This is a genomic window from Sinomicrobium soli (genome assembly GCF_003285545.1).
Classification (GTDB): domain Bacteria; phylum Bacteroidota; class Bacteroidia; order Flavobacteriales; family Flavobacteriaceae; genus Sinomicrobium.
In genome coordinates this window covers 89,720-115,970 of record NZ_QLNV01000012.1, presented here as the reverse complement: position 1 = coordinate 115,970, position 26,251 = coordinate 89,720, and the positions used below count along the sequence as shown (strand labels likewise).

General features: G+C 49.0%; 18 protein-coding genes. 10 read left to right on the top strand and 8 right to left on the bottom strand.

The genetic code is table 11. The features are described from left to right. Window positions 1–211 precede the first annotated feature (211 nt). The 3 genes from DN748_RS14820 to uvrA all read right to left on the bottom strand — a co-directional run bounded on the left by DN748_RS14820 (window position 212) and on the right by uvrA (window position 6,859). Entirely contained in the window at window positions 212–3,100 is a 2,889-nt protein-coding gene (locus DN748_RS14820) for a gluzincin family metallopeptidase (RefSeq protein ID WP_236636881.1), read from the bottom strand. A gap of 4 nt (window positions 3,101–3,104) precedes the next feature. Next, window positions 3,105–3,794, bottom strand: coding sequence for an LOG family protein (locus tag DN748_RS14815; RefSeq protein WP_112372608.1), 690 nt, complete (start codon window positions 3,792–3,794; stop codon window positions 3,105–3,107). A 227-nt stretch (window positions 3,795–4,021) separates the two neighbouring features. Next, entirely contained in the window at window positions 4,022–6,859 is a 2,838-nt protein-coding gene (gene uvrA, locus DN748_RS14810; protein ID WP_112372616.1) for an excinuclease ABC subunit UvrA, read from the bottom strand. Between the two features lie 144 nt (window positions 6,860–7,003). Between uvrA and ychF the strand changes: the two genes are divergently transcribed. From ychF to DN748_RS14795, 3 genes are all read left to right on the top strand, one after another. Next, window positions 7,004–8,095 (top strand): redox-regulated ATPase YchF, encoded by a 1,092-nt coding sequence (gene ychF / locus DN748_RS14805; protein ID WP_112372607.1) that lies wholly within the window; start codon window positions 7,004–7,006, stop codon window positions 8,093–8,095. Window positions 8,096–8,251: 156 nt separating this feature from the next. Next, a complete protein-coding gene (locus DN748_RS14800; RefSeq protein WP_112372606.1) occupies window positions 8,252–10,108 on the top strand; it encodes a DNA topoisomerase IV subunit B in 1,857 nt (618 codons plus the stop codon). Between the two features lie 78 nt (window positions 10,109–10,186). After that, the gene (locus tag DN748_RS14795; RefSeq protein ID WP_112372605.1) at window positions 10,187–12,802 is read left to right on the top strand and encodes a DNA gyrase/topoisomerase IV subunit A; all 2,616 of its coding nucleotides are present in this window, start codon (window positions 10,187–10,189) and stop codon (window positions 12,800–12,802) included. A gap of 65 nt (window positions 12,803–12,867) precedes the next feature. On the opposite strand, the gene DN748_RS14790 is transcribed toward DN748_RS14795, so the two are convergent. Continuing rightward, the gene (locus DN748_RS14790) at window positions 12,868–13,188 is read right to left on the bottom strand and encodes a YegP family protein (protein WP_112372604.1); all 321 of its coding nucleotides are present in this window, start codon (window positions 13,186–13,188) and stop codon (window positions 12,868–12,870) included. 172 nt (window positions 13,189–13,360) lie between these two features. Here DN748_RS14790 and DN748_RS14785 point away from each other — a divergent pair, with 172 nt between their 5' ends. The 4 genes from DN748_RS14785 (at window position 13,361) to cmk (ending at window position 18,742) form a co-directional block, all read left to right on the top strand. Continuing rightward, window positions 13,361–15,493: a S9 family peptidase gene (locus tag DN748_RS14785; RefSeq protein ID WP_112372603.1), complete on the top strand. Its 2,133-nt coding sequence runs from the start codon at window positions 13,361–13,363 to the stop codon at window positions 15,491–15,493. Window positions 15,494–15,567: 74 nt separating this feature from the next. Continuing rightward, window positions 15,568–16,620: a PLP-dependent cysteine synthase family protein gene (locus DN748_RS14780; RefSeq protein ID WP_112372602.1), complete on the top strand. Its 1,053-nt coding sequence runs from the start codon at window positions 15,568–15,570 to the stop codon at window positions 16,618–16,620. A 151-nt stretch (window positions 16,621–16,771) separates the two neighbouring features. Continuing rightward, window positions 16,772–18,031, top strand: coding sequence for an aminotransferase class I/II-fold pyridoxal phosphate-dependent enzyme (locus tag DN748_RS14775; RefSeq protein ID WP_112372601.1), 1,260 nt, complete (start codon window positions 16,772–16,774; stop codon window positions 18,029–18,031). 15 nt (window positions 18,032–18,046) lie between these two features. Further along, window positions 18,047–18,742 carry a (d)CMP kinase gene (cmk, locus tag DN748_RS14770; protein WP_112372600.1) on the top strand — a complete coding sequence of 232 codons (696 nt, stop codon included), beginning with the start codon at window positions 18,047–18,049 and terminating at the stop codon, window positions 18,740–18,742. Window positions 18,743–18,824: 82 nt separating this feature from the next. Here cmk and DN748_RS14765 read toward each other — a convergent pair whose 3' ends face one another. Next, window positions 18,825–19,211, bottom strand: a complete 387-nt coding sequence (locus DN748_RS14765; protein ID WP_112372599.1) for a LysM peptidoglycan-binding domain-containing protein — start codon at window positions 19,209–19,211, stop codon at window positions 18,825–18,827. A 370-nt stretch (window positions 19,212–19,581) separates the two neighbouring features. Between DN748_RS14765 and DN748_RS14760 the strand changes: the two genes are divergently transcribed. The 3 genes from DN748_RS14760 to DN748_RS14750 all read left to right on the top strand — a co-directional run bounded on the left by DN748_RS14760 (window position 19,582) and on the right by DN748_RS14750 (window position 23,564). Next, entirely contained in the window at window positions 19,582–20,748 is a 1,167-nt protein-coding gene (locus DN748_RS14760; RefSeq protein WP_112372598.1) for a proline dehydrogenase family protein, read from the top strand. A gap of 224 nt (window positions 20,749–20,972) precedes the next feature. Then, entirely contained in the window at window positions 20,973–22,628 is a 1,656-nt protein-coding gene (gene recN, locus DN748_RS14755) for a DNA repair protein RecN (RefSeq protein WP_112372597.1), read from the top strand. 126 nt (window positions 22,629–22,754) lie between these two features. Beyond that, window positions 22,755–23,564, top strand: a complete 810-nt coding sequence (locus tag DN748_RS14750; RefSeq protein WP_112372596.1) for an enoyl-ACP reductase FabI — start codon at window positions 22,755–22,757, stop codon at window positions 23,562–23,564. A 105-nt stretch (window positions 23,565–23,669) separates the two neighbouring features. On the opposite strand, the gene miaE is transcribed toward DN748_RS14750, so the two are convergent. The 3 genes from miaE to DN748_RS19380 all read right to left on the bottom strand — a co-directional run bounded on the left by miaE (window position 23,670) and on the right by DN748_RS19380 (window position 26,250). Further along, window positions 23,670–24,251, bottom strand: coding sequence for a tRNA-(ms[2]io[6]A)-hydroxylase (gene miaE, locus DN748_RS14745; RefSeq protein WP_112372595.1), 582 nt, complete (start codon window positions 24,249–24,251; stop codon window positions 23,670–23,672). A 142-nt stretch (window positions 24,252–24,393) separates the two neighbouring features. Then, window positions 24,394–26,121 carry a sodium:solute symporter family protein gene (locus DN748_RS14740; protein WP_112372594.1) on the bottom strand — a complete coding sequence of 576 codons (1,728 nt, stop codon included), beginning with the start codon at window positions 26,119–26,121 and terminating at the stop codon, window positions 24,394–24,396. 3 nt (window positions 26,122–26,124) lie between these two features. After that, window positions 26,125–26,250: a hypothetical protein gene (locus DN748_RS19380; protein WP_262511157.1), complete on the bottom strand. Its 126-nt coding sequence runs from the start codon at window positions 26,248–26,250 to the stop codon at window positions 26,125–26,127. Between the last annotated feature and the right edge of the window lies 1 nt (window position 26,251).

Below are 26,251 nucleotides of genomic sequence, written 5' to 3'. Positions count from 1 at the left end.
TTAGTCTCCCCCCAGACCCCCCCTCTTTCAACATCATCATTATAGATTTTATTTATATTTACAAATCTAAAGGCCGGCCAGGCAGGGAATCTCCACCCCCGCACAAAGCAGCTTCAAGAGCATTTCCGAAGGACCGGAGATTTAACTGCGTTGAGCCCTTCGGGGTTCTCCTATCGTCGGAATGACATGAACAACTAAAAAACTACCCGCTTCAGAACCATTTGCGGGTAAAGAGTTTTATAAGTGTTTTGGGCTGAAGGGTAACGATAAAGCGTATTTTCTGATCGTAGCGTTGCTGCGCGATCTCCCAGCCGTTGTTGGAGTATACCGGGAAGTAGAGTTCGAAATAATCGGTGACCAGGTTGAGCCGTATGCCGGAATCATATACGAACCGCGAAGGTTCGTATTTGCTTTTGATAACCCCCAGGTCTCCGTAGAGTTCCACCCATTTCCAGACGTTGAAACTCGCATTGGCGGTAACCATCCAGTTATTGGCATAAGGGTCGCGGAACTTCGATTTGAAACCGCCTTCTGCAATGATAAGCTGCTGGCTCAGTATCCCGGTGGTCTCCGACCTCCCGAGGTAACCGAAGTCGAAGAGGTAGTCGGTAGGGCGGTCGAGCGCAAAGCTGAAATAATCGTTACTGGTATCGTTGTAAATGAATTTTCCGGCAAACAGCCTGAGGTTGAGCTGGCGGTTGTTCTGGTATAATTTCCGGAACTCGACATCGAAGGAGAGCTTTGAAAAATTGTTGGCCACCTGCAGGTCGGAGAACCAGGAAAAATAGTTGATGATACCGTTGTTGGAATAGGAGTACCTGGCGTTGAACACGCTGTAGTCGGGATCGTTATTGTCAGACGTCATGGTTTCGTCTCTTTCGCGGATCACATTGACAAACCGGAGGGTGAGTGCTTCCCTGATATTGGACCGGAAATCGCTTGTCCTGAACCCGAGGCTTACCGTAGGGGTTATGGTGCTGTACCTGAGGTCTTTTGCATAATGGTAGCTCGAACCGCTCACCGAGAAGGAAGAGAGGTAGAGATTGCCTTCATTGAGATAATTGCGGTAAGCGATGACCCCCGATCCTACCAGTGACTTGTTTTTGGTGGCCAGCGAAGGGACCACATCGATCAGGAAAGGTTTTTCGGTAAGTGTCTTGTTGTGCATGCGCATGCCCAGTACTACCCCGTCATAAAAGTTATAAGAGGCCGTAGGAACGTAGAATATCTGATTGTAATAGGGGTTTTCGGCATCCTGAAAAAACTGGAGTTTTAGCTTCCTGTTCTGGGAGAAAAAACCCCTTAGCGATTTCCAGTTGTCCCTCTGGTCGAATTCGGGAATGATCTTGTCGTAGTTCAGCACCAGTCTCTTTTCGTTGTTATTGGGGATGCGAAAGGTGCTATCGCCGGTAATATTGTTGAACCAGTATTTTGACAATACCGTATCATTGCTGACGCCGAACAGGGAGATGGGGACATTGGTACGTTCCTTATTCCTGACCGTGACCCAGATGGAGTCCTGGTTTTTCCTTACTTTCTTAATGGTAAAGTCGATCTTGTGACGGGTACTCACATACTCGTCGAAAAACCAGTCGATATCTTTGGTGGTATTTTCTTTCAGTTTTTTTTCAAAGTCGGTGGCATTTACGGGTTTAAGCCTGTAATCACGATAGAATTTTTTGATCTTTTCCGGAATGGTGCCGTCGTTCAGGTAATTTTCCAGGTATACCAGTCCCAGTCCGGCTTTGTATTTGCCGGCGATCTTCTCATTGAATTTTATCAGTTCGTCCTTGGGGGTAGCCAGCGACTGGTCCAGGTTTTTGCTCGACATCAGCATAAAGAGAAGCGGGTACTGCTCGTTGAATCCTTTTTGTGCAATATGAAAATTTTTTACCAGCCATAACTTCGACAGGTTTCCGAGAAGCTTCATGTCGGGATAGTAGGTGTCTACATACTTCATCATCAGGTAGACCTGGATGGCATCTGCGATCCATCTGTCTTTCCGGGTATCCAGGAACAGGGTGTTTTCGAGGTAATTGTGGAGTGTGGTCTTGAGCAGTTTCAGTTCGTACTGGAACTCCTCGGGAAAAGGGCGCAGGAAACCGGGAAGCTGGTTGAGTCCGTATAGCGGGGTCTTGAGGTACTCTGTTTCGGTAACCATGAGCTTCTGGTGGGGGTAGGGCCCGAGGTTGTCTCGGATAAAACTGCCGATGCGCCTGGCGGAGAATGATTTCTCTTCCGGGGGCAGATCGCCCGACCTGAGGTTGGTGACCAGTGACAGCGGACCGGTGTGGTAGTTTTCGAAGGAATTGCCCTTTTCCAGGTACAGTTTTACATCGTTTCGCCCGTTTCCCTTAAGGACGGTTTGCCGGATGCCGGCCACGGTCCTGTCTTCTTCGGTGTCGAGATCGGAGGTCAGGGCATAATCCTTCGGGTAGTTGAAGATCACCCGGTAGTCGGTCTGCCCGGTATACAGGTCGTCGAGGTTCTTGTTGCTGTAGAGCGCCCATTCGTGCCCGTGGTACACAGCTGGGGTGAGGTACCAGTATCTCAGCCGGTAATTTCCCAGTTCGTCATAACCGTAGCGGGTAAAGGAGGCTGCGGGGAGCTTTACGGTGTATGACAGCCTCAGGAGAATGTTCCCTTCGGGATAGACCGGAAAATTGAGCTGTACCTTTACCAGGTCTTTCGACCCGGTACGTTCCCAGTGTACGGAATGGAAATTCTTGTCCGATATGTTGATGATCTTCGTATATCCCCTTACTTCATCTTTGGCCAGGTGCAGGCTTTTGTCGAACTCTTCCCCGAAGCGTTTGGCCAGTGCGGTATTTTTGCCGGAGTACGCATTGTTCCAGTCGGAGAGATAGATGCTGTTTATGGTATCTGAAGAGTTGTTGTGAAAGAGGATCTCCTGCTGGATGTTGATGGTATGTGTTTCCGGGTGCAGCCGTGCCGTAATGGTCTGCTTGTTCTGGGCACAGAGGGTGTTCAGCCCGGCGGTAATAACAAACAGGCAGCAATACCCCGCAATACGCGGCAGGTGTACGACACGGCCGTACACCTGCCTGCGGTATGTTGATATACGGGGTGATTGCCGCATGAGATTAAAAATTGGGGCTCAGGTTGGTGTCCTGGTAGAAAGAGTCGATGATGTCCAGGACCTCATCCGCGGTATCCACGATCTTTACGAGGTCCATGTCCTGCGGACTGATATTGCGGTGTCTTTCCAGCAGTGTTTCCCTGATCCATTCGAAAAGTCCGCCCCAGAATTCCGTACCTACGAGAATGATCGGGAATTTGTCAATTTTCCTGGTCTGTATAAGGGTAATGGCTTCGAAAAGTTCGTCCAGGGTACCGAAACCTCCCGGCATGACCACAAATCCCTGTGCGTATTTTACGAACATGACCTTTCTGACAAAGAAATAATCGAAGTTGAGGTTTTTATCGCTGTCTATATACGGGTTATCGTGCTGTTCGAAAGGCAGTTCGATATTGAGGCCTACCGAAGTACCGCCCCCGAGGTGGGCCCCCTTGTTCCCCGCCTCCATAATCCCCGGTCCGCCCCCGGTAATGACCCCGTAGCCGTGGTTGACGATCTTGTATGCGATCTTTTCAGCCAGGTCGTAGTATTTGTCCCCTGGCCTGATACGGGCCGATCCGAAAATGGATACACAAGGGCCTATCTGGCTCATTTTTTCGTATCCGTTCACAAATTCCCCCATAATCTTGAAAATCGCCCAGGAATCGTTTGCCTTTATGGCATTCCAGCTTCTGTTCTGTTGTACTTTACCCATATCTGAATGTTTGAGTTCATCGGTTGTCAGGTTATTAAGTTATCGGGTTATTAAGTTATCGGGTACTGCCTGAATAACCTAATAACTCCATAACTCATTAACTTTACCCACAACTTTGTATTCTGCGACGTAAACATAGATAATTTTGATTTTATTATCCTTATGCTCCTGTCAAATTTTTTGGAATAGCTTCAGGTAGTTTTTAAAGTTTGCCGGTGTTTTGAGGGTCATTTTTGCCCGAGTTCCTTTCTCAGGAATCCTGCGGTATAGCTTTTGGGGTCCCGGGCCACTTCTTCCGGGGTTCCCGTAGCGACCACCCGGCCGCCGCCCTTGCCTCCTTCATATCCTATGTCTATGAGGTGATCGGCTATTTTGATCACATCGAGGTTGTGTTCTATGATCAGTACGGTGTTCCCCCTGTCTACCAGCTGGTTGAGTACTTCCATCAATACCCTGATGTCTTCAAAGTGCAGCCCGGTAGTGGGTTCGTCCAGGATATAAAAGGTATTCCCGGTATCTTTTTTCGACAGTTCGGTGGCCAGTTTTATCCGTTGGGCTTCTCCTCCCGAGAGGGTGGTAGACTGCTGTCCGAGGGTGATATATCCCAGTCCTACTTCCTGTATGGTTTTCAGTTTGCGGTATATTTTCGGAATTTTTTCAAAGAAATCCACTGCCTCGTTGATGGTCATTTCCAGTACGTCTGATATGGATTTTCCCTTATAGCGGATCTCGAGGGTTTCCCGGTTGAACCGTTTGCCCTGGCAGGTCTCGCATTCTACATATACGTCGGGCAGGAAGTTCATCTCTATCACTTTGAGCCCGGCACCCTGGCAGGTTTCGCAACGCCCGCCCGCCACATTAAAACTGAACCGTCCCGGCTTATAGCCCCTGATCATGGCCTCGGGAGTTTTGGCAAAGAGGGTCCTGATCTCACTGAAAACCCCGGTGTATGTGGCGGGGTTCGACCGCGGCGTTCTTCCTATGGGCGACTGGTTGATGTCGATAACCTTGTCGATATGTTCGAGCCCTTCGATACTTTTGTAGGGCATCGGTTTTTTAACGGCATTAAAAAAGTGGGCATTGAGAATGGGGTAAAGGGTTTCGTTGACCAGTGTAGATTTCCCGCTGCCGGAGACCCCGGTAACCCCGATGGTGATACCCAGGGGAAATTCGACGTCTATATCCTTCAGGTTATTTCCCGTACATCCTTTCAGGACCAGTGATTTCCCGTTGCCTTCCCGTCTTTTTTCCGGCACCGGGATCTCGCGGGTGCCATTGAGATAATCGGCGGTAAGGGTATGATGCTTTTTCAGGGCTTCGGGAGTGCCCTGCGAAATGATCTCCCCGCCGTGCCGCCCGGCTCTCGGGCCTATGTCTATAACGTGATCGGCCCTTTCTATCATGTCTTTGTCGTGCTCTACCACCAGTACGGAATTCCCGATATCACGGAGGGATTCCAGCGAATTGATAAGGCGTTCGTTATCGCGCTGGTGCAGCCCTATGCTGGGCTCGTCCAGGATATACAGGACCCCGACCAGCTGAGAACCGATCTGTGTGGCCAGGCGTATGCGCTGGGCTTCTCCCCCGGAGAGCGATTTGGAACCCCGGTTCAGCGTGAGGTAATTGAGCCCTACATCCAGCAGGAATTTCAGCCTGGAACTTATTTCCTTGATCACCTCTTCGGCTATTCTGAGCTGTTTGTCCGAAAGGTGTTCCGGGAGTTTCCGGAACCATTCGTACAGGTCGGAGATATCCATGGAGGCCAGTTCTGCTATATTCTTGTCGTATACCCTGAAGTACATCGATTCTTTCCTGAGCCGTGATCCCCCGCATTCGGGACATACGGTTTTGTCCATATATTCCTTGGCCCAGCGTTTTACCGAAGCAGAGGCATTTTCGTTGTACTGGTTTTCGATAAAACTTACGATCCCCTCGAAATCGATCCTGTAATCGCGGGTTATCCCGAGGGTTTTCGATACCACCGAGAATTTCTCGTTTCCCCCGTACAGGATCATGTTTACCGCTTCTTCGGGAATGTCTTTTATGGGATCGCTGAGTTTGAATTCAAACCGATCGGCAATGGTCTCGAGCTGTTTGAAGATCCAGGATCTCTTGTATTCCCCCAGGGGAGCGATACCACCGGATTTGATGGAGATGTTCCGGTTGGGGATGATCTTTTTCAGGTTGATCTCCCGTACGGTACCCAGACCGTTGCAACGGGGGCACATCCCTTTGGGAGAGTTAAAGGAAAAGGTATTGGGTTCAGGGGCGGGGTAGGAGATCCCGGTAGACGGGCACATGAGTGCACGGCTGAAATACCGGCTGTTCTCACTGCCGTGTTCCATCACTATCAGCACATCCTCCCCGTGGTACATGGCGGTATTAATACTGTCCGACAGTCGTTTCTGTGCTTCCGGGTCTGTACTTACCTGTAGGCGGTCTATGACGATCTCTATATCATGAGTCTTATAGCGGTCTACCTTCATGCCCCGTTCGAGATCGCGTATTTCGCCGTCTACCCGTACCTTTACGAACCCCTGTTTGGCGATCTGTTCGAAAAGTTCGCGGTAATGCCCCTTTCTCGATTTGATCACGGGGGCGAGCAGGTATATCCTTTTGCGGTCAAAATCTCCGGTGATAAGCTCCCTGATCTGCTCATCGCTGTAACTGACCATCTTTTCGTCGGTGTTATAGCTGTAGGCATCCGAAGCTCTTGCGTAAAGCAGACGGAGAAAATCGTATATTTCGGTAATGGTACCCACGGTAGACCTCGGCGATTTCGAGGTGGTTTTCTGTTCTATGGCGATAACCGGCGAGAGTCCGTCTATCTTGTCTACATCCGGACGTTCGAGCCCCCCCAGGAACTGCCGGGCATAGGCAGAAAAGGTCTCTATATACCTGCGCTGCCCCTCGGCATAGATGGTGTCGAAGGCCAGGGACGATTTTCCACTGCCGGACAAACCGGTGATAACGACCAGTTTCTCCCTCGGGATGGTCACATCGATATTCTTAAGGTTGTGTACACGGGCTCCGAGAACTTCAATATACTCTTCGTGATTTGTCATATGAAATACGTAATGGACAGCTTTGGACAAAGTGACGAAATTACGAATTTTCATTTATTCCACACTCGCGGGGAGGGAGTAATTTGAAGAAGGAAAAAACTTAAACAGTTTCTTATATTTGCAGTCGCAAAAAAATAGAAAATAATGAAAGCCGGAATAGTAGGATTACCCAATGTAGGAAAGTCGACCCTGTTCAACTGTTTGTCCAATGCCAAGGCACAGAGTGCCAATTTCCCGTTCTGTACGATAGAGCCTAACCTGGGGGTGGTCAATGTACCCGACCACAGGCTGGAAAAACTGGAAGAGCTGGTGCATCCCGAAAGGGTGCTGCCCGCCACCGTGGAGATCGTCGATATCGCCGGGCTGGTAAGAGGGGCGAGTAAGGGAGAAGGGCTCGGGAACCAGTTCCTGGGGAACATCCGCGAGTGCCATGCCATTATTCACGTACTCCGCTGTTTCGACAACGGGAATATCGTGCATGTCGACGGCAGTGTAGACCCGGTTCGCGATAAGGAGACCATAGATATAGAATTGCAGCTCAAAGACCTGGAAACGGTAGACAAGCGGCTCGAGAAAGTAAACAGGGCGGCCAAGACCGGCGACAAGAATGCGTTGAAGGAGCAAGCTGTGCTTCAGAAGTTCAAGGCGGCACTGGAAAGCGGGGTCTCTGCACGGGCGGTCGATGTAAACGATGAAGAAAGGGAGATCATAAAAGATTTCCAGTTGCTTACCTCCAAACCCATATTATACGTCTGTAATGTGGATGAGGCCTCGGCCAGGGACGGCAATGCATATGTGGAGCAGGTAAAGGAAGCCGTAAAGGACGAAAATGCCGGGGTTATCGTGCTGGCGGTGGCCACCGAGGCCGATATTGCCGAGCTGGAGGATTACGAGGAGCAGCAGATGTTCCTGCAGGATATAGGGCTTGACGAACCCGGGGTGGCGAGGCTCATCCGGGCGGCGTATACACTGCTCGAACTCCAGACCTATTTTACGGCCGGGGTAAAAGAGGTGCGGGCGTGGACCATTCCCGTAGGCGCCACGGCACCACAGGCCGCCGGGGTTATTCACTCCGATTTCGAGAAAGGCTTTATCCGTGCGGAGGTGATCTCCTATAACGATTATGTTGCCCACGGCAGTGAGGCAAAGGTAAAGGAAGCCGGGAAAATGAGGGTGGAAGGGAAGGAATACGTGGTACAGGACGGCGATGTGATGCATTTCAGGTTTAATGTGTGAGGTTTGAAGCACGAACCCAATCCCAATGCACAAACCTGCAACCAGTAACAAAAATCAACAATAATGACACTGTTGTTGTTGATTAATTTAATTTTTCCGCCTTTCATAATTTGGTGGGAGTTGCTATATTAGCGTCGGAACCAAACTGCTTACAATATGTCGCAATCATCTCAGTATACCGAAGATAATATACGTTCACTGGATTGGAAGGAGCACATCAGGATGCGCCCCGGAATGTATATCGGTAAACTGGGGGACGGCTCCAGTGCGGACGACGGGATCTACATCCTGCTCAAGGAGGTCATGGACAACTGTATCGATGAATTCGTGATGGGGGCCGGAAAGACCATCGAGATCAGCGTACAGGGGAACAAGGTGATTGTCAGGGACTACGGCCGGGGGATCCCGCTGGGGAAAGTGGTGGACGTGGTGTCTAAAATGAATACCGGAGGGAAATACGATTCCCGCGCCTTTAAAAAATCGGTGGGGCTCAACGGGGTAGGTACCAAGGCGGTGAATGCCCTGTCGTCTTACTTCAGGGTAGAGTCTACCCGGGACGGAAAATCGAAATCGGCGGAATTCGAATCGGGGAATCTTACCGATGAGGAAGAGCTGGAAGAAACCTCACGCAGAAGGGGGACCAAGGTGTCTTTTATTCCCGACGACACCATTTTCAAGAACTACAAGTTCCGGAACGAGTATATAGAACGCATGCTGAAGAACTATGTATACCTCAATCCGGGGCTTACCATAGTGTTTAACGGCGAGAAGTTCTATTCCGACAACGGGCTGAAGGACCTGCTCGAAGACAATAACAATACCGACGACATGCTGTACCCGATCATCCACCTGCGGGGTGATGATATCGAGGTGGCCATGACGCACAGCAAGACCCAGTACAGCGAGGAATACCACTCTTTCGTAAACGGGCAGAATACCACCCAGGGAGGGACTCACCTCGCTGCTTTCAGGGAAGCCGTGGTAAAGACGATACGCGATTTCTACGGCAAGAATTACGAGGCCGCCGACATCCGTAAATCCATCATAGCGGCCATTTCGGTAAAGGTGATGGAGCCCGTATTCGAAAGCCAGACCAAGACCAAACTGGGGTCTACCGATATGGGGGACGGACTGCCCACGGTGCGTACCTTTATCAACGATTTTATAGGGACCCAGCTGGATAACTACCTTCATAAAAACCCGGAAACGGCCGAAAAACTCCAGCGCAAAATACTACAGGCCGAAAGGGAGCGGAAAGAACTTTCGGGTATACGCAAACTGGCCAGGGAAAGGGCGAAGAAAGCGAGCCTTCACAATAAGAAACTCCGGGACTGCAGGGTACACCTCGCCGATATGAAAAACGACCGCAGGCTCGATACCACCCTGTTTATTACGGAGGGTGATTCTGCTTCCGGATCGATTACCAAGTCGAGGGATGTCAATACCCAGGCGGTCTTCAGTCTCCGGGGAAAACCGTTGAACTCATACGGGATGTCTAAAAAAGTGGTATACGAAAATGAGGAGTTCAACCTGCTTCAGGCCGCATTGAATATAGAAGAGTCCCTGGAAGATCTCCGGTACAACAATATCGTGATCGCCACCGATGCCGACGTAGACGGGATGCACATCCGCCTGCTCCTCATAACCTTCTTCCTGCAGTTCTTCCCCGAACTGATCAAGGAAGGACACCTGTTTATACTGCAGACCCCGCTGTTCCGGGTGCGGAACAAAAAGGAGACCATCTACTGCTACAGCGAGGAAGAAAAGCAACAGGCCATACGCAAGTTAAAGGGGAACCCGGAAATTACCCGGTTTAAGGGGCTCGGGGAAATATCCCCGGACGAGTTCAAGTATTTTATAGGAGAAGACATAAGGCTGGATCCCGTAATGCTGGACAAGGCGATGTCCATAGATAATTTCCTGGAATTCTATATGGGGAAAAACACCCCGGACAGGCAGGAATTTATCATCAATAACCTGAAAGTGGAACTGGACCTGGTAGAAGAACAATAGCAGGGAATTCCGGGAGCTGCCACCACACTTTCGCTACAGAACTAACAACCATATATCAGCTTATAAAACACTCTTTACATGGAGGAAAATATCGATAATCAGGATCTTAATAACGAAGATGCGAATACGGATTCCATAACCCGGGTCACGGGGATGTACAAAGACTGGTTCCTGGATTACGCTTCGTATGTGATCCTGGAACGCGCCGTGCCTGCCATTGAAGACGGTTTTAAACCCGTTCAGCGCCGTATACTCCATTCCATGAAGGAACTCGATGACGGAAGGTACAACAAGGTAGCCAATATCGTGGGGCATACCATGCAGTATCACCCGCACGGGGATGCCAGTATCGGGGATGCCATGGTACAGATCGGGCAGAAAGACCTGTTGATAGATACGCAGGGAAACTGGGGGAATATCCTCACCGGCGACGGTGCGGCCGCGCCCAGGTATATCGAGGCACGGCTCTCCAGGTTTGCCCTGGAGGTGGTGTACAGCCCCAAGATCACGGAGTGGCAGCTGAGTTATGACGGGAGGAAGAAGGAACCGGTAAACCTTCCGGTCAAGTTTCCCCTGCTGCTGGCACAGGGGGCCGAGGGGATTGCCGTGGGATTATCGACAAAAATACTTCCGCACAATTTCCTGGAACTGATCGATGCTTCCGTAAAACACCTCAAAGGCAAATCGTTTAAACTGTACCCCGACTTTCCGACGGCCGGGATCGCGGATATGACCAATTACAATGACGGCATGCGCGGAGGAAAAGTACGGGTAAGGGCCCGGATATCCCAGATGGACAAGAATACCCTGGTGATTACCCAGATCCCTTACGGTACGAATACCTCTTCGCTGATCGACTCCATCCTCAAGGCCAATGACAAGGGAAAGATCAAGATCAAGAAGATCGAAGACAATACGGCGGCTGAAGTGGAGATCCTGGTACACCTGCCGTCGGGGATATCTCCGGACAAGACCATAGACGCCCTTTATGCCTTTACGGCCTGTGAGACCTCCATATCGCCGCTGGGCTGTATTATAGAGGACAATAAACCCCTGTTTGTGGGGGTGTCGGAAATGCTGAGGCGATCTACCGATTATACGGTGGAACTGCTGCGCAGCGAACTGGAGATACAGCTGAAAGAGCTGGAAGAACAGTGGCACTTTGCTTCCCTGGAGCGTATTTTCATAGAAAACAGGATATACCGCGATATCGAGGAGGAAGAGACCTGGGAGGGTGTTATAGCTGCCATCGACAGGGGATTGCAGCCCCATATCAAGCACCTGAAACGGGCGGTGACCGAGGAAGACATTGTCAGGCTTACGGAAATACGGATAAAGCGTATTTCCAAATTCGATATAGACAAGGCACAACAGAAGATCGACGCCCTGGAAGGGGACATCGCCCAGGTAAAACACCACCTCGGGCATCTTATCGACTATGCCATAGATTATTTTACCCGCCTTAAAAAGACCTACGGGGAAGGCCGGGAAAGGAAGACCGAGATACGTGTCTTTGACGATATCGAGGCTACCAAGGTGGTAATGCGCAATGCCAAGCTGTATGTAAACAGGGAAGAAGGGTTTATAGGGACTTCCCTGCGAAAGGACGAATATATCTGCGACTGTAGCGATATAGACGATATTATTGTCTTTACCGGGGAAGGAAAGATGATGGTCACCCGGGTAGAAGCCAAGACTTTTGTAGGCAAGAATATCATTCATGCCGCGGTCTTCAGGAAAAAGGATAAGCGAACGGTTTACAACCTGGTGTATAAAGACGGAAAAGGCGGGGCCAGCTATATCAAAAGGTTTCACGTCACTTCGGTAACGAGAGACCGGGAATACGACCTGACCCAGGGAAAGAAAGGGTCGTCTATCCTTTATTTTTCAGCAAACCCCAACGGGGAGGCGGAAATGATCACCGTATTCCTGCGGCAGGCAGGAAGCATCAAAAAGCTCAAATGGGATCTCGATTTTGCCGATGTGCTGATCAAGGGAAGGCAGTCCAAAGGGAACCTGGTCACCAAGTATGCCGTAAAACGCATTGAACTCAAGGAAAAGGGGGTGTCTACCCTGAAGCCCAGAAAGATCTGGTTCGACGATACGGTACAGCGGCTGAACGTAGACGGAAGGGGAGAACTCCTCGGGGCGTTCCGGGGAGAAGACCGGCTGTTGGTCATCAACCAGTCGGGGGTGGCCAAAACCATAGTACCCGACCTGTCTACACATTTTGATGACGATATGATCGTACTTGAAAAATGGAACCCGAAAAAACCGGTCTCGGCCATTTATTATGACGGGGAGAAGGAAAGGTATTATGTAAAGCGCTTTCTTATAGAACAGGGGAACAGGGAGGAGCTTTTTATTACCGAACATCCCAAATCACAGCTGGAAGTCGTGTCTACCGACTGGAAACCGGTAGCGGAAGTAGAGTTTGTAAAACCCCGGGGAAAACAGGCCAGGGAAAACCTCGCCGTAATGCTCGAAGAGTTTATAACCATTAAGGGAATAAAGGCTTTGGGGAACCAGCTGACCACAGACAGGGTAAAGCAGATCAGCCTTCTCGATCCCTTACCTTATGATGTACCGGAAGAACCCCAGCCTGAAGATATGGAGGTGGTCGATGAAGAAAATATAAGCGATGGGAAAAAGGAAGACGACGACCGTACGCAGATAAGCTTTGAGTTTGAATAGCATTCTGTTGTCGGAATGCTATAGGTGCGCGTTTGAGCAAAGCGGAAACGCGCACCTGTTGTAAATTACAATTCCCTGGTTTCCGCACCGGGAGCGTTGTTCTTGACGGAATCTATCCCGTTTTCCATTCCGGCTTCGGAAGCGTACATCTGGCTGGTGCCGATGATCTGTCCGTTCGTTGCCTTGAGGTTGAAGTAAAACTTTCCGTTCTTGGCTGTCTTGCGTTCGTAACGGCCGTCGTCCGGAGCATTCTTTTTTACGGAGGCAATTCCGTTTTCCGCAGCACTCTTGCCACTGTAGGTTTCACTGCTCAGGATCACCTGGCCGTTTTTTGCTTTTAGTGTAAAGTGAAATCCTCCCTTATCCGTTTTCTTTAATTCAAACATCGGCGGTATTTTTTATGGTTATGTAAGTAAATATAAAAAAAAATCGTAACCAATCCTTGAGTTTTCCCATCATTCCGGTAATATCTCCCAACATTATTCGGTTGTTTTAAGTATTTATAATGGCAAAATTATTAAATTGTACTGCTTTTTGGGCGAAATATTATAAATCGTTATGAAGAAAATAAGTGTCATGCTTATTATAAGTATTATTTTTGCAGCAGCTTGTAAAAATAAAAATACTTCCAAAGTGACCGAAAATATTGTACCTCCCGTAGCGGACAAAAAGCCTACTTCTCTGAATAAGCACGGTGATATCAGGATAGACGACTATTTCTGGATGAACGAAAGGGATAACCCCGAGGTTATCGATTACCTGGAACGGGAAAACGATTATAACGAAAAGATGACCGCCCATACCCGCGAATTTCAGGAATCGCTGTTTGCGGAAATGAAATCCAGGATAAAGGAAGACGATGAGTCCGTGCCCTATTTTTATAACGGATACTGGTATATCACCCGTTTCGAAAAAGGAAAGGACTATCCCGTATATACCCGAAAAAAGGACTCGCTGGACGGCAGGGAAGAAATACTCTTCGACTGCAATGCCATGGCAGAGGGACATTCGTTCTTTCAGTTGGGAGGGATCAATATCAGCCCTGACAACAAGCTGGCTGCCTTCGGGGTCGATACGGTGAGCAGGAGGATTTATACGATAAGGGTCAAGAACCTCGAGACCGGGGAGATCTATCCGGCGGAGATCGGCAATACTACCGGCGGAAGTACATGGGGCAACGACAACAAAACCCTGTTCTATACTGCAAAAGACCCGCAGACCCTGCGTTCCGACAGGGTATACCGCCATGTACTGGGGGCGGGACAACAGGACGAACTGGTGTACCATGAGGAGGATGATACCTATAATGCCTTTGTGTACAAGAGCAAATCCAGGAAATATATCATAGCCGGTTCGCACAGTACCCTTACCTCGGAATACAGCGTGCTGGAAGCGGATACCCCCGGGGGTGATTTCAGGGTTTTCCAGCCCAGGGTGAGGGGACTGGAGTACAGCATATCCCATTACGGGGATTCTTTTTATATCCTGACCAATGCCGACGGGGCGACGAATTTCAAACTCATGAGGACCTCCGAAACGGAAACGCAGAAGGAGCACTGGGAAGAAGTGCTGCCGCACCGGGAAGAGGTGCTGCTCGAAGACATAGACATATTCCGGGATTTTCTCGTGGTGAGCGAGCGCAGTGAAGGCCTGAACAAGATACGGGTGATGCGCTGGGACCACAGTGAAGACTATTACCTTCCCTTCGATAACGAGACTTATACGGCCTATACGGCTACCAATATAGAATTTGATACCGATATCCTGAGATACCGTTATAATGCCCTAACCACCCCGCTGTCTACCATAGACTTCAATATGGTGACCAGGGAGCAGGAAGTCAAAAAGGAGCAGGAAGTGCTCGGGGGAAAGTTCGACAAGGATAACTATGTCTCGGAGCGCGTGTGGGCCGAGGCGGGAGACGGGAAAAAAGTGCCCGTATCGCTGGTGTACCGGAAAGGGATCAAAAAAGACGGAAAGAACCCCTTGTTGCTGTATGGGTACGGTTCCTACGGGGCAACGATAGACCCGTATTTCTCTACTGTGCGGCTCAGCCTGCTCGACCGGGGTTTTATTTATGCCATAGCCCATATCAGGGGGGGCGAATACCTGGGAAGGCCCTGGTATGAGGACGGAAAACTGCTTAAGAAGAAAAATACCTTTACCGATTTTATAGACTGTTCCAGGTTTCTCATTGCGGAAAAATACACTTCTCCGGAGCATCTGTACGCCATGGGCGGATCGGCAGGGGGACTGCTGATGGGGGCCGTGGTAAACATGTCTCCCGGGCTTTATAACGGCGTAGTCGCCGCGGTGCCTTTTGTGGACGTGGTAACTACGATGCTCGACGAATCTATCCCGCTCACTACGGGCGAATATGACGAATGGGGAAACCCTGATGACAAGGAGTATTACAATTATATAAAGTCGTATTCTCCCTATGACAATGTAAAGGCACAGGAGTATCCGAATATGCTTGTAACTACCGGGTATCACGATTCGCAGGTGCAGTACTGGGAGCCTGCAAAGTGGGTAGCCAGACTTCGCGAACTTAAAACGGATAAAAATATATTGCTTTTTCACACCAATATGGAAACGGGCCACAGCGGTGCCTCGGGGCGTTTTGACGCTTTGAAGGAGGTTGCCGAGGAGTATGCTTTTCTGTTAGATTTGGAGGGAATTAAAGAGTAATAAAAAAAAATAACTAAATTTGCTCGGTTTTTGGTTTTTTGAAAGAACCGACTTTGAAACCAAATACAAGTTATATGAAAGATAAGGTTAAGGCTTACAATAATGTATTAGAACTGATCGGAAATACTCCTATTATAAAGCTCAGTTCCATAACGGAGACCCTTAAGGGGAACTTTTATGCGAAGGTTGAAGCTTTTAATCCGGGTCACTCTACAAAAGACAGGATAGCGCTTTACATTATCGAACAGGCCGAAAAAAACGGTATCCTCAAGCCCGGGGATACCATTATAGAGACCACCTCGGGAAACACCGGTTTCAGTATAGCCATGGTGAGTATCGTAAAAGGATATGACTGTGTACTGGCGGTAAGTTCCAAATCCTCGAAAGACAAGATAGACATGCTGCGGTCGATGGGGGCCAAGGTTTATGTATGCCCGGCTCATGTGAGCGCTGACGACCCGCGTTCCTATTACCAGGTGGCACGGCGCATGCATGAAGAAATGAAAGGTTCGGTGTATATCAATCAGTATTTTAACGAACTGAACATGGATGCCCACTACAAGACTACCGGTCCGGAGATCTGGAACCAGACGGGAGGCACCATAACCCATCTTATAGCCTGCAGCGGTACAGGGGGAACAATTTCCGGGACTGCGCGTTATCTCAAGGAGCAGGCAAAGAAGCACGGCAGGGAAGTCAGGATCATCGGGGTGGATGCCTACGGCTCTGTACTCAAGAAATACCACGAGACCGGGGAATTCGATTCCAAGGAAATCTATCCTTATCGCATAGAGGGCCTGGGGAAAAACCTTATCCCCACTGCTACCGATTTCGACGTCATAGACCGGTTTGTAAAGGTTTCGGACGAGGAGAGTGCCCATACTGCAAGAGAGATCTCCAAGACGGAGGGGCTTTTTGTGGGATATACCAGCGGAGCGGTAATGCAGGCGGTAAAACAGCTTGCAGCAGAAGGGGAGTTTGATGAAAACAGTAATGTGATCATGGTGTTTCCCGACCACGGATCGCGGTATATGAGTAAAATATACAGCGATGAATGGATGCGGGAACAAGGATTCTTCGACAGTAAGAATATCGAGGAAACACAAAAGATCGAATATATAAAATAACCGTATACGAGACTTTAACATCCGCTTTCAGGCGGATGTTTGTTTACAAAAGGGTTCATATCTTCCTGATATTTTTTGCGGATACACGCTTAAAATATGTAATTTAGCTTACTGGCGTTAAGAAAAAACTATCTTAAATATTGAGATCTACATGAAGGATTTATTTGAAAGGATCATTGAGAATAAGGGACCGTTGGGAAAATGGGCTTCACAGGCCGAGGGATATTTCGTATTCCCGAAGCTGGAAGGGGCCATATCCAACAGAATGAAGTTCAATGGCAAGGAGGTGATTACGTGGAGTATAAATGATTACCTCGGGCTGGCCAACCATCCTGAAGTGCTTAAGGCCGATGCCGAAGCCGCTGCGGAACACGGTTGTGCTTACCCTATGGGAGCGAGAATGATGAGCGGGCATACCGATGTACACGAGCAACTGCAGAACGAACTTGCCGCTTTTGTAAATAAGGAATCGGCTTACCTGCTGAATTTCGGGTACCAGGGCATGGTATCTGCCATAGATGCGCTGGTAACCAAAGACGATATTATCGTATACGATGTCGATTCGCATGCCTGTATCATCGACGGTGTAAGGCTGCATATGGGAAAGCGTTTTACCTTTATGCACAACGATATCGAAAGCCTCGAAAAGAACCTGGAAAGGGCCACCAGAATGGCGGAACAAACCGGGGGCGGGATACTGGTGATCTCGGAGGGAGTATTCGGTATGCGCGGTGAACAGGGGAAACTCAAGGAGATCGTTGCGCTTAAGAAAAAATTCAAGTTCCGCCTCCTTGTAGATGATGCCCACGGTTTCGGTACCCTGGGAGCCACCGGGGCAGGAGCGGGTGAAGAACAGGGCATTCAGGAGGATATCGATGTGTATTTTGCCACATTTGCCAAATCCATGGCCAGTATAGGGGCATTCCTTGCCGGAGACAAGGAGATCATTGACTACCTGAAATACAACCTCAGGTCGCAGATGTTTGCGAAATCACTGCCTATGGTATTTGTCAAGGGTGCATTGAAACGCCTGGAAATGCTCCGTACCATGCCCGAATTAAAGGGCAAGCTCTGGGAAAATGTAAATGCCCTCCAGAACGGGCTCAAAGAGAGAGGTTTTAATATAGGGACAACCAATACCTGCGTTACTCCCGTATATCTGAACGGAAGCATACCGGAAGCCATGGCCCTGGTGAAGGACCTCAGGGAAAATTACGGGATATTCTGTTCCATAGTGGTATACCCGGTAATTCCCAAAGGCCTTATCCTGCTCAGGATGATCCCCACGGCCACACATACCCTTGAGGATGTGAATGTGACCCTGGACGCCTTCTCGGCAATACGCGACCGTCTGGAAAACGGCACCTATAAAAGGCTTTCTGCAGCTGTAGCAGCTGCAATGGGAGAGTAGTAGCAGAATATACCTATGAAAAAAATAATCATAGCCATTGACGGCTATTCCTCGACGGGGAAAAGTACCATAGCAAAACGGCTTGCCAGGGCATTGGGATATATCTATGTGGATACCGGTGCCATGTACAGAGCAGTGACGCTTTTTGCGCTTGAAAACGGTATGTTTACCACAGAAGGGATCGATAAGGAAGGCCTGTTGAAAAGTCTGGGCAGTATCAATATCCGTTTTGAAAAGAAAAAGGGAGGTGAAGATGCCGAAACACTGCTCAACGGAAAGAATGTGGAGGATAAGATAAGAAGCATGGAAGTGTCTAACCGGGTGAGTAATATCGCTGCCATTCCCGAAGTGAGGCATAAGCTGGTAGAGGAACAGCGAAAAATGGGGGAAGACAAGGGGATCGTCATGGATGGCAGGGATATCGGAACTGTCGTATTCCCGGATGCCGAACTGAAGCTTTTTATGACGGCCTCCCCGGAAATAAGGGCTACACGCCGGTATAAGGAACTTTTGGGCAAAGGAAAAGAGGTTACCTACGAGGAAGTACTCAAAAATGTTTCGGAAAGAGACTATATCGATTCACACCGGGCAGACTCACCACTGGTAAAAGCTGAAGATGCCATAGAACTGGACAATACCGATATGGGGAAAGACGAACAGTTTGAGCGTATCTATAACCACACCATCCGTTTTATAGAACAACTGGGCTGACGTCCCGCAGTATTCCTGAAATAAAACATGGCCTTTTACTGGACAAAACGGTAAAAGGCCATACTGTTTTAATGTGATAGGGTTATAATTTCGGGATTACCAGTTCCTGCCCGGGCTGAATGAGATCGGGATTTTTCAGCTGGTCTGTGTTTGCCTGGAATATGGTGTTGTATTTATTGGCATCCCCGTAATATTTCCGGGCTATTTTACTGAGGCTTTCCCCCGTCTGTACGGTATGCCTGTGATATACCGAAGCATCCGGTTCGGCTACCTTGATGTCTGCCTTGATATCGGCTGGCTGGTTTCCTCCTATTTCCTTGATCTTGTCCCAGATCAAGTTTTTCTCATACTGGGTTCCGGCCGTTCCTTTTAACTGGAGATGATCTTCGTGTTCGGAGATGCTTCCTTCCTTGATCTTCAATTCGTTACCAAGGTCAATAACCGCTTGATATTTTGCTTTCAGGCTCATAGAATTTACGATTTACAGGTTTGACATATATTCCAAATATACGCAATTTATGAAGTGTTTTCGGTTATGGTACTGTAAAAAAAACACTACCCTGACGATAAAGTGTGTGAAAATGGGGGTGAATGGAAGTATGAAGCTTGAAGTCCGAAGCTTTTAGCCTTCAACCTGCAACCAGCTTTCCCCTTGAAAAAATGTCGTAAAGTTTTTATCTTTTTTTGTTTTATTCTGAACAATTCGGATTATTTTCGTTTCGGGAAACCGGCCTGGTTATCTTACGGCTTGAAATGAAGGGGGCTCCACAGGAGAAATGATAAGAAGGCCGTTGTAATTCATCTTTAAATCATTTATTAAGCTGTAATGGAGATTGTCAATGGAACGATTTTTCGAAGACACAAAAACTGCTTTTGCCCTGAAGACCGATGCGGAGCTGGAAAGGGCGTATTTCTTGTTTAAGCTGATTGCCAATCAGCCATTGGTACGTATCGGAACGGCAGTGGCCAATTTTGCGATCAAGTCACATTTGCCTGTGGAAGGCCTGATACGTTCTACGGTATTCGATCATTTCTGCGGGGGGACAGATGAGGAGGATTGTATGCCTGTTATCGACCGCATGTATGATAAAGGAGTCTCGGCGGTACTCGATTACTCGGTGGAGGGCAAGGATGAGGAAAACCCTCTCGACGAGTCGCACCGGAGGGTTATCGACATTCTGAATTTTGTCAAGGAAAAGGAAGCCATCCCGTTTGCGGTATTCAAGCCTACGGGCTTCGGAAGGTTTGCCCTCTTTCAGAAAATAGGGGAAGGAAAAGAACTCACCATCAGGGAGCAGGACGAGTGGGACAGGGTGGTCAACCGCTTCGATTCGGCCTGCCGGAAGGCACATCAGCTCGATGTGGCCCTGCTTATCGATGCAGAAGAAAGCTGGATGCAGGATGCAGCCGATGACCTGGTTACCGATATGATGCGGAAATACAACAGGAAAAAGCCGATCGTATACAATACCCTGCAGATGTACCGTCACGATCGTATGGACTTTTTAAGGCGATTGCACCGGCAGGCTGAAGAAGAAGATTTTTATGTAGGGGTAAAACTGGTGCGGGGCGCTTATATGGAAAAGGAAAACGAAAGGGCCGAAGAAATGGGATATCCCACACCTATCTGCCCGACCAAGGAAGCCACCGACCACAACTATGATGAAGCCGTGGACTATGTCGTGGAACACCTGGACCGCCTGGCGGTCTTTTCAGGGACCCACAACGAGGAGAGTTCCTACAGGTTACTTGAACTCATGGAAGAGAAAGGTATCGAAAAGGATGATTTCAGGGTCTGGTTCGGGCAGCTTTACGGAATGAGCGACCATATCAGCTATAACCTCGGGGCCCGCGGGTACAATGTGGCAAAATACCTTCCTTTCGGCCCGGTAAAGGATGTGATGCCTTACCTGATAAGAAGGGCGGAAGAAAATACTTCCGTAGCCGGACAGACCAGCCGGGAGCTTACCCTGCTTAAAAAGGAACGCAAACGCAGGAAGGTATAGTTCTTAGTTCGTAGTTGGTAGTTGGTCGTTCTTGGTTTGTTTAAAATGTCATTCAGAACGCAGTGAACCCGTCTGTCCGGCAGGCAGGGAATCTGCCTCCCGGTTCAAATAATTTTCAGCAATATAACTGAAGGGCCCGGATGGCGTATTGGAAACATAAAGAATCCGAAGGATAAAATTTAGACAGTTTCTTAGTATATTTGAAGCGTTAAAAACCGTGTGTATTGTTACTGGAACTATCCATAAAAAACTATGCCTTAATCGACGATCTGAAAGTACGTTTCGACAGGGGGCTCACCGTTATGACCGGCGAAACCGGTTCCGGGAAGTCCGTTTTACTGGGTGGGCTATCCCTGGTCCTGGGCAAGAGAGCTGATCTTAACAGCCTTAAGGACCGGGAGAAAAAGTGTGTTGTCGAAGCGGAATTTGCCATAGCCGATTATGAACTGCAGCAACTGTTTAAGGAACTCGATCTGGATTACGAGGCCCACACCATTATCCGCCGGGAAATCCTCCCCGGGGGAAAGTCGAGGGCCTTTGTAAATGATACTCCCGTGACCCTCGATATCCTTTCCGCACTGAGCCTGCGGCTTATAGATATCCACTCGCAACACCAGACCCTGGAACTTACGCGCAATGAGTTTCAGTTCCAGGTTATCGATGCCATTGCCGGGAACCGCGATGCTATTGCTGCATATACGGCAAAACTGGCATTGTACTACCAGGCGAAAAAGGAACTTCAGAAGCTTATTGATTTCCAGAAAGAGGCCGACAAGGAGCAGGACTACAATACCTTTTTGCTCCAGGAACTTACCGGTGCCGGACTGGAACCCGGCATGCTGGAAGAGCTGGAAGCCACCTTCGAAAAACTGGGCAATGTGGAAGATATCAGGGAAAAACTGGCTTTTTCTTCGCAATTGCTCAGCGATGAGCAATCGGGCATACTGGTGCATCTCAACAGTATGCGAAGCGCCCTCGGAAAACTCAGCGGATACGGAAAGGGGTTTGACGAACTTTACGAAAGGGTCAGTTCGGCATTTATCGAACTGGATGACACTTTCAACGAAATACAGAACCTCAACGAGACCATAGAAGCCGATCCCGGTCAGCTGGAAGAAGTGAGTTCGAAATTACAGCTCCTGTACGACCTGCAGAAAAAACACGGGGCTCTCGGGATGGAAGAACTGATAGCCGTCAGGGATAGCCTGGCAGAAAAGGTGTCGGTTACGGAAAACCTGGAGCAGGAGATCAAGAGCAAGCAATTGCAGGTGCTGGAACTGGAGGAAGCGCTGGGAAAGGTAGCAGACCGCATAAGCAGGAATCGCGGGAAAGCAGTCCCGGGACTTAAAAAGTCGCTGGAAGAATCGCTGAGCAAACTGGGAATGCCCAACGCGACTTTCCGTATAGAGATCGTTCCTACGACCTCTTTCTTTACCAACGGGAGGGATGAGCTGCAGTTCCTGTTCTCGGCCAATAAGGGAAGCCATTACGGCGAATTGAAAAAAGTGGCTTCGGGAGGAGAGTTGTCCCGGATCATGCTTTCGATCAAGGCTATCCTGGCCAGGTATGAAATGCTGCCCACCATCATGTTTGATGAAATCGATACCGGGGTATCGGGAGAAGTGGCCGACAAGATGGGCGATATCATGAAACAGATGGGAGAACGGATGCAGGTTTTTGCCATTACCCATCTCCCGCAGATCGCGGCAAAGGGGGGGAGGCACTTCAAGATATACAAGGAGGAGTCCGGCGAGACTACGTCTACGGAGATCAGGGAACTGGGCGGAGAGGAGCGCGTGAGAGAGATCGCGGAAATGCTCAGCGGTAAAAATATTTCGGAATCGGCCCTGTCACATGCCAGAGAATTGTTATTATTGTAATATCCAATCCCGGTACAGATATTTGCACGGCCTGTTATGGACAAGCCGGTGCGTTTCCGGAAGCGATCAGGACAGAGGCTGTCTTACGAGTGGTAAAATCATAAACGACAAACATAACAGATAGAAATGTACAATTTACTAAAAGGAAAAAAAGGGATTATTTTCGGGGCCCTGGATGAGAACTCCATTGCCTGGAAAACCGCAGAACGGGTTCATGAAGAAGGAGGTACTTTTGTGCTTACCAATGCACCTATTGCCATGAGAATGGGGCAGATAAAAGATCTGGCGGAAAAAACCGGTTCCGAGATCATTCCTGCAGACGCCACCAATCTCGATGACCTGCAGAAGCTGGTGGAACAATCCGTGGAGGTTCTTGGAGGTAAGCTGGATTTTGTACTGCATTCCATTGGCATGTCGGTAAACGTGAGGAAAGGAAGGCATTATACGGATCAGAATTACGATTTTACGACAAAGGGATGGGACGTATCGGCGGTTTCTTTTCACAAGGTACTGCAAACCCTGCATAAAAACGATGCCATGAACGAATGGGGGAGTATCGTAGCCCTGTCTTATATGGCGGCGCAACGCACTTTTCCCGATTACAACGATATGGCCGACAACAAGGCTTACCTGGAATCCATAGCGCGGAGTTTCGGATATTTTTACGGCAAGGACAAAAAGGTGAGGGTCAATACCATTTCCCAGTCCCCGACACCTACCACGGCCGGACAGGGCGTAAAGGGATTTGACGGGTTTATCGCCTATGCCGACATGATGTCGCCGCTGGGGAATGCCACGGCAGCAGAATGTGCAGATTATACGCTGACCCTCTTTTCAGACCTTACCCGGAAGGTGACCATGCAGAACCTTTACCACGACGGGGGCTTCTCCAATACCGGGGTGAGCAACGAGGTGATGGAAAAATTTGTGAAATAGCACCTGTCATCCTTTCCGGATGCAGCAAAAAAAATCCTGTCGGTGATAGACAGGATTTTTTTTATTCCGTCCGGTTTTACCGACGGGATTTTTTTGTGTACTATCCTATCCGTGCATGGTCTCCCTTTTGCCGAGGTCTTTCATGATCCCGGCTTCGTGTTCCAGCAGGGCCTGCCATTTTTGGTCCACCTCTTCCCGGTCGCCGTATTTTCTGGCGAAGGCGAGGAACATGGTGTAGTGATTGGCCTCGCTGGCCATCAGGTTGCGGTAAAAGGTAGCCAGTTCCTCGTCCTGTATGTTTTCCGAAAGCAGGCGAAAACGCTCACAGCTGCGGGCTTCGATCAAGGCGGCATATAAAAGGCGGTGAACAAGGTGAGACTGCCGGCTTCCTCCTTTTGGGAAAAACTTCATGAGCTCTATGACATACTGGTCCTTCCGTTCCCGCCCCAGTACCCATCCGCGGGCTATAATCCTGTCGTGTACCATTTTAAAATGGCTGATCTCTTCCCTGACCAGGGCCGTCATTTCCTGTACCAGTTCGGTGTATTCCGGAAAGGAAACGATAAGCGAGACTGCCGTACTGGCTGCCTTTTGTTCACAATAGGCGTGGTCGGTAAGTATTTCTTCGATATTTTTCTCTACGATATTCACCCAGCGGGGGTCCGTAGGTAATTTGAGTCCTAACATGATCTTTTGGTATTATCGGCTGTGATTATCAGTCTTATCAGGGCATTCCCGTATGCCGTATTTATATGGAGCCCCGGCTTCGTCTGCCGGAATTTCGGGCCTGCCCGGTACAAAGATAGTAAAAATGCCCGGGGGCTATCTGCTATTCCGGGGATAATGCCCGTCCCTTTTTAAAGCTCCGTTGTATTCCTTCGAGGAGTATGGCGATCAGGATGACCAGTACACATCCGATAAAATTAAGCCAGAGATACCCGATATGTTCTTCGAGGTATACGAACCGGTAATAGATAAAGAATATGATGCTTTGTGTGATCAGGGCTGCCCAGAACACGGCATTACCCCGTATAAACCGGAAAAAGAAAGCCAGCAGGAATATCCCCAGCACATTGCCGTAGAAGACCGAGCCGATGATGTTTACCAGTTGTATGAGATTGTCTACCAGCGACCCGAAATTGGCAAACAGTATGGCTATGGCTCCCCAGAGAAAGGTAAACCATTTGGATGCGGCCAGGTAGTGCCTGTCGTCCTTGCTGTTGTTCCGGTTTCTCTTGTAGAGGTCCATGGTTGTAATGGTCCCGAGGGCATTGAGTTCCGATGCCGTGGACGACATGGCGGCGGAGAGTATTACGGCCAGGAGAAGCCCGATAAATCCCGTGGGAAGATTGTTCAGGATAAAGTGTATGAAAACGTAGTCCTTGTCGTTGGTCTCGATCGCGGGATCGGCTTTTTCTATAAGTGTCCTGGCCCTGGCGCGGTTTTCCCGCTCTTCCAGATTGATCTGTTTTATCTTTCTTTTTGCCGCCATGACCAGCTGGTAATCCTTGACGCTGAGCACACCGGAATAGTATTCCTGGGCCATTTTTTTCCGGGTTTCCAGGCTTTTGTGGTCGCGTTCCAGTTGCTGGTATTCATCGGCGTATGATGAATTCATTACCGCTTCTGTGGCGGCGGGATTAAAGTTGAGGGGAGAATCGTGATATTGATAGAATACAAAAACCATGACCCCTACCAGGAGGATAAAGAATTGCATGGGCACTTTCAGCAGGCCGTTGAAAACAAGTCCCAGCTGGCTTTCCCTTATCGATTTTCCGGAAAGGTAGCGCTGTACCTGGCTCTGGTCGGTGCCGAAATAGGAGAGCATCAGGAAAAAGCCTCCCGTAATCCCGCTCCAGAAGGTATAGCGGCTTTCCGCATCCAGGGAGAAATCGAGGATGTCGAGTTTGTCGTTGGCCCCTGCCACCTTGAGCGCCTTGTTAAACGTGAGGTCGTCCGGCAGGTAGTGGAGGATGAGAAAAAACGCCACGAACATTCCGGACATGATCACAAACATCTGTTGTTTCTGTGTAACATTGACCGCTTTGGTACCTCCCGCCACGGTGTAAATGATGACCAGTGTACCTATAATGATATTCAGTGTCTTGAGATCCCATCCCAGTACTGCAGAAAGTATGATGGAAGGTGCATAAATGGTAATTCCCGCAGCCAGCCCGCGCTGTATGAGAAACAGTATGGCAGTGAGCGTACGTGTTTTCAGGTCGAACCGCTGTTCGAGGAATTCGTATGCCGTGTATACTTTCAGCCTGTGATATACCGGGATAAATACCATGCAGATCACAATGATGGCCAGGGGCAGCCCGAAGTAGAACTGTACAAAGCCCATTCCGTCGTGAAAAGCCTGCCCGGGAGTAGACAGGAAGGTGATCGCGCTGGCCTGGGTAGCCATGACCGATAGACCAATAGTCCACCATTTGGATTCCTTATTGCCCAGTATATAGTCTTTGACAGAGGAATTTTTCTTCGTTTTCCATGTGCCGTAAACAACGATGAAAAGAAGGGTGGTATACAGTATGATCCAGTCGATTCTTTCCATGGACTAACAGTTTTCCTGCATCATGAAATAAAACAGTATGATATAAACGGCATTGGCAATGAGCACCAGGGTATAGCTGGTTTTCCAGTGCCATTTTGGTGAAATGCGATATCCCTGTTTTTTCTTCATT

Excerpts from the sequence above, each read along its gene's own strand:
- DN748_RS14820 (WP_236636881.1), bottom strand. The coding sequence starts at position 3,100 with ATGCGGCAATCACCCCGTATATCAACATACCGCAGGCAGGTGTACGGC.
- DN748_RS14800 (WP_112372606.1), top strand. The coding sequence starts at position 8,252 with ATGTCGCAATCATCTCAGTATACCGAAGATAATATACGTTCACTGGAT.
- ychF (WP_112372607.1), top strand. The coding sequence starts at position 7,004 with ATGAAAGCCGGAATAGTAGGATTACCCAATGTAGGAAAGTCGACCCTG.
- uvrA (WP_112372616.1), bottom strand. The coding sequence starts at position 6,859 with ATGACAAATCACGAAGAGTATATTGAAGTTCTCGGAGCCCGTGTACAC.
- DN748_RS14790 (WP_112372604.1), bottom strand. The coding sequence starts at position 13,188 with ATGTTTGAATTAAAGAAAACGGATAAGGGAGGATTTCACTTTACACTA.
- DN748_RS14760 (WP_112372598.1), top strand. The coding sequence starts at position 19,582 with ATGGAACGATTTTTCGAAGACACAAAAACTGCTTTTGCCCTGAAGACC.
- miaE (WP_112372595.1), bottom strand. The coding sequence starts at position 24,251 with ATGTTAGGACTCAAATTACCTACGGACCCCCGCTGGGTGAATATCGTA.
- DN748_RS14785 (WP_112372603.1), top strand. The coding sequence starts at position 13,361 with ATGAAGAAAATAAGTGTCATGCTTATTATAAGTATTATTTTTGCAGCA.
- DN748_RS14780 (WP_112372602.1), top strand. The coding sequence starts at position 15,568 with ATGAAAGATAAGGTTAAGGCTTACAATAATGTATTAGAACTGATCGGA.
- DN748_RS14740 (WP_112372594.1), bottom strand. The coding sequence starts at position 26,121 with ATGGAAAGAATCGACTGGATCATACTGTATACCACCCTTCTTTTCATC.
- DN748_RS14815 (WP_112372608.1), bottom strand. The coding sequence starts at position 3,794 with ATGGGTAAAGTACAACAGAACAGAAGCTGGAATGCCATAAAGGCAAAC.
- DN748_RS14750 (WP_112372596.1), top strand. The coding sequence starts at position 22,755 with ATGTACAATTTACTAAAAGGAAAAAAAGGGATTATTTTCGGGGCCCTG.
- DN748_RS19380 (WP_262511157.1), bottom strand. The coding sequence starts at position 26,250 with ATGAAGAAAAAACAGGGATATCGCATTTCACCAAAATGGCACTGGAAA.
- DN748_RS14795 (WP_112372605.1), top strand. The coding sequence starts at position 10,187 with ATGGAGGAAAATATCGATAATCAGGATCTTAATAACGAAGATGCGAAT.
- cmk (WP_112372600.1), top strand. The coding sequence starts at position 18,047 with ATGAAAAAAATAATCATAGCCATTGACGGCTATTCCTCGACGGGGAAA.
- DN748_RS14765 (WP_112372599.1), bottom strand. The coding sequence starts at position 19,211 with ATGAGCCTGAAAGCAAAATATCAAGCGGTTATTGACCTTGGTAACGAA.
- DN748_RS14775 (WP_112372601.1), top strand. The coding sequence starts at position 16,772 with ATGAAGGATTTATTTGAAAGGATCATTGAGAATAAGGGACCGTTGGGA.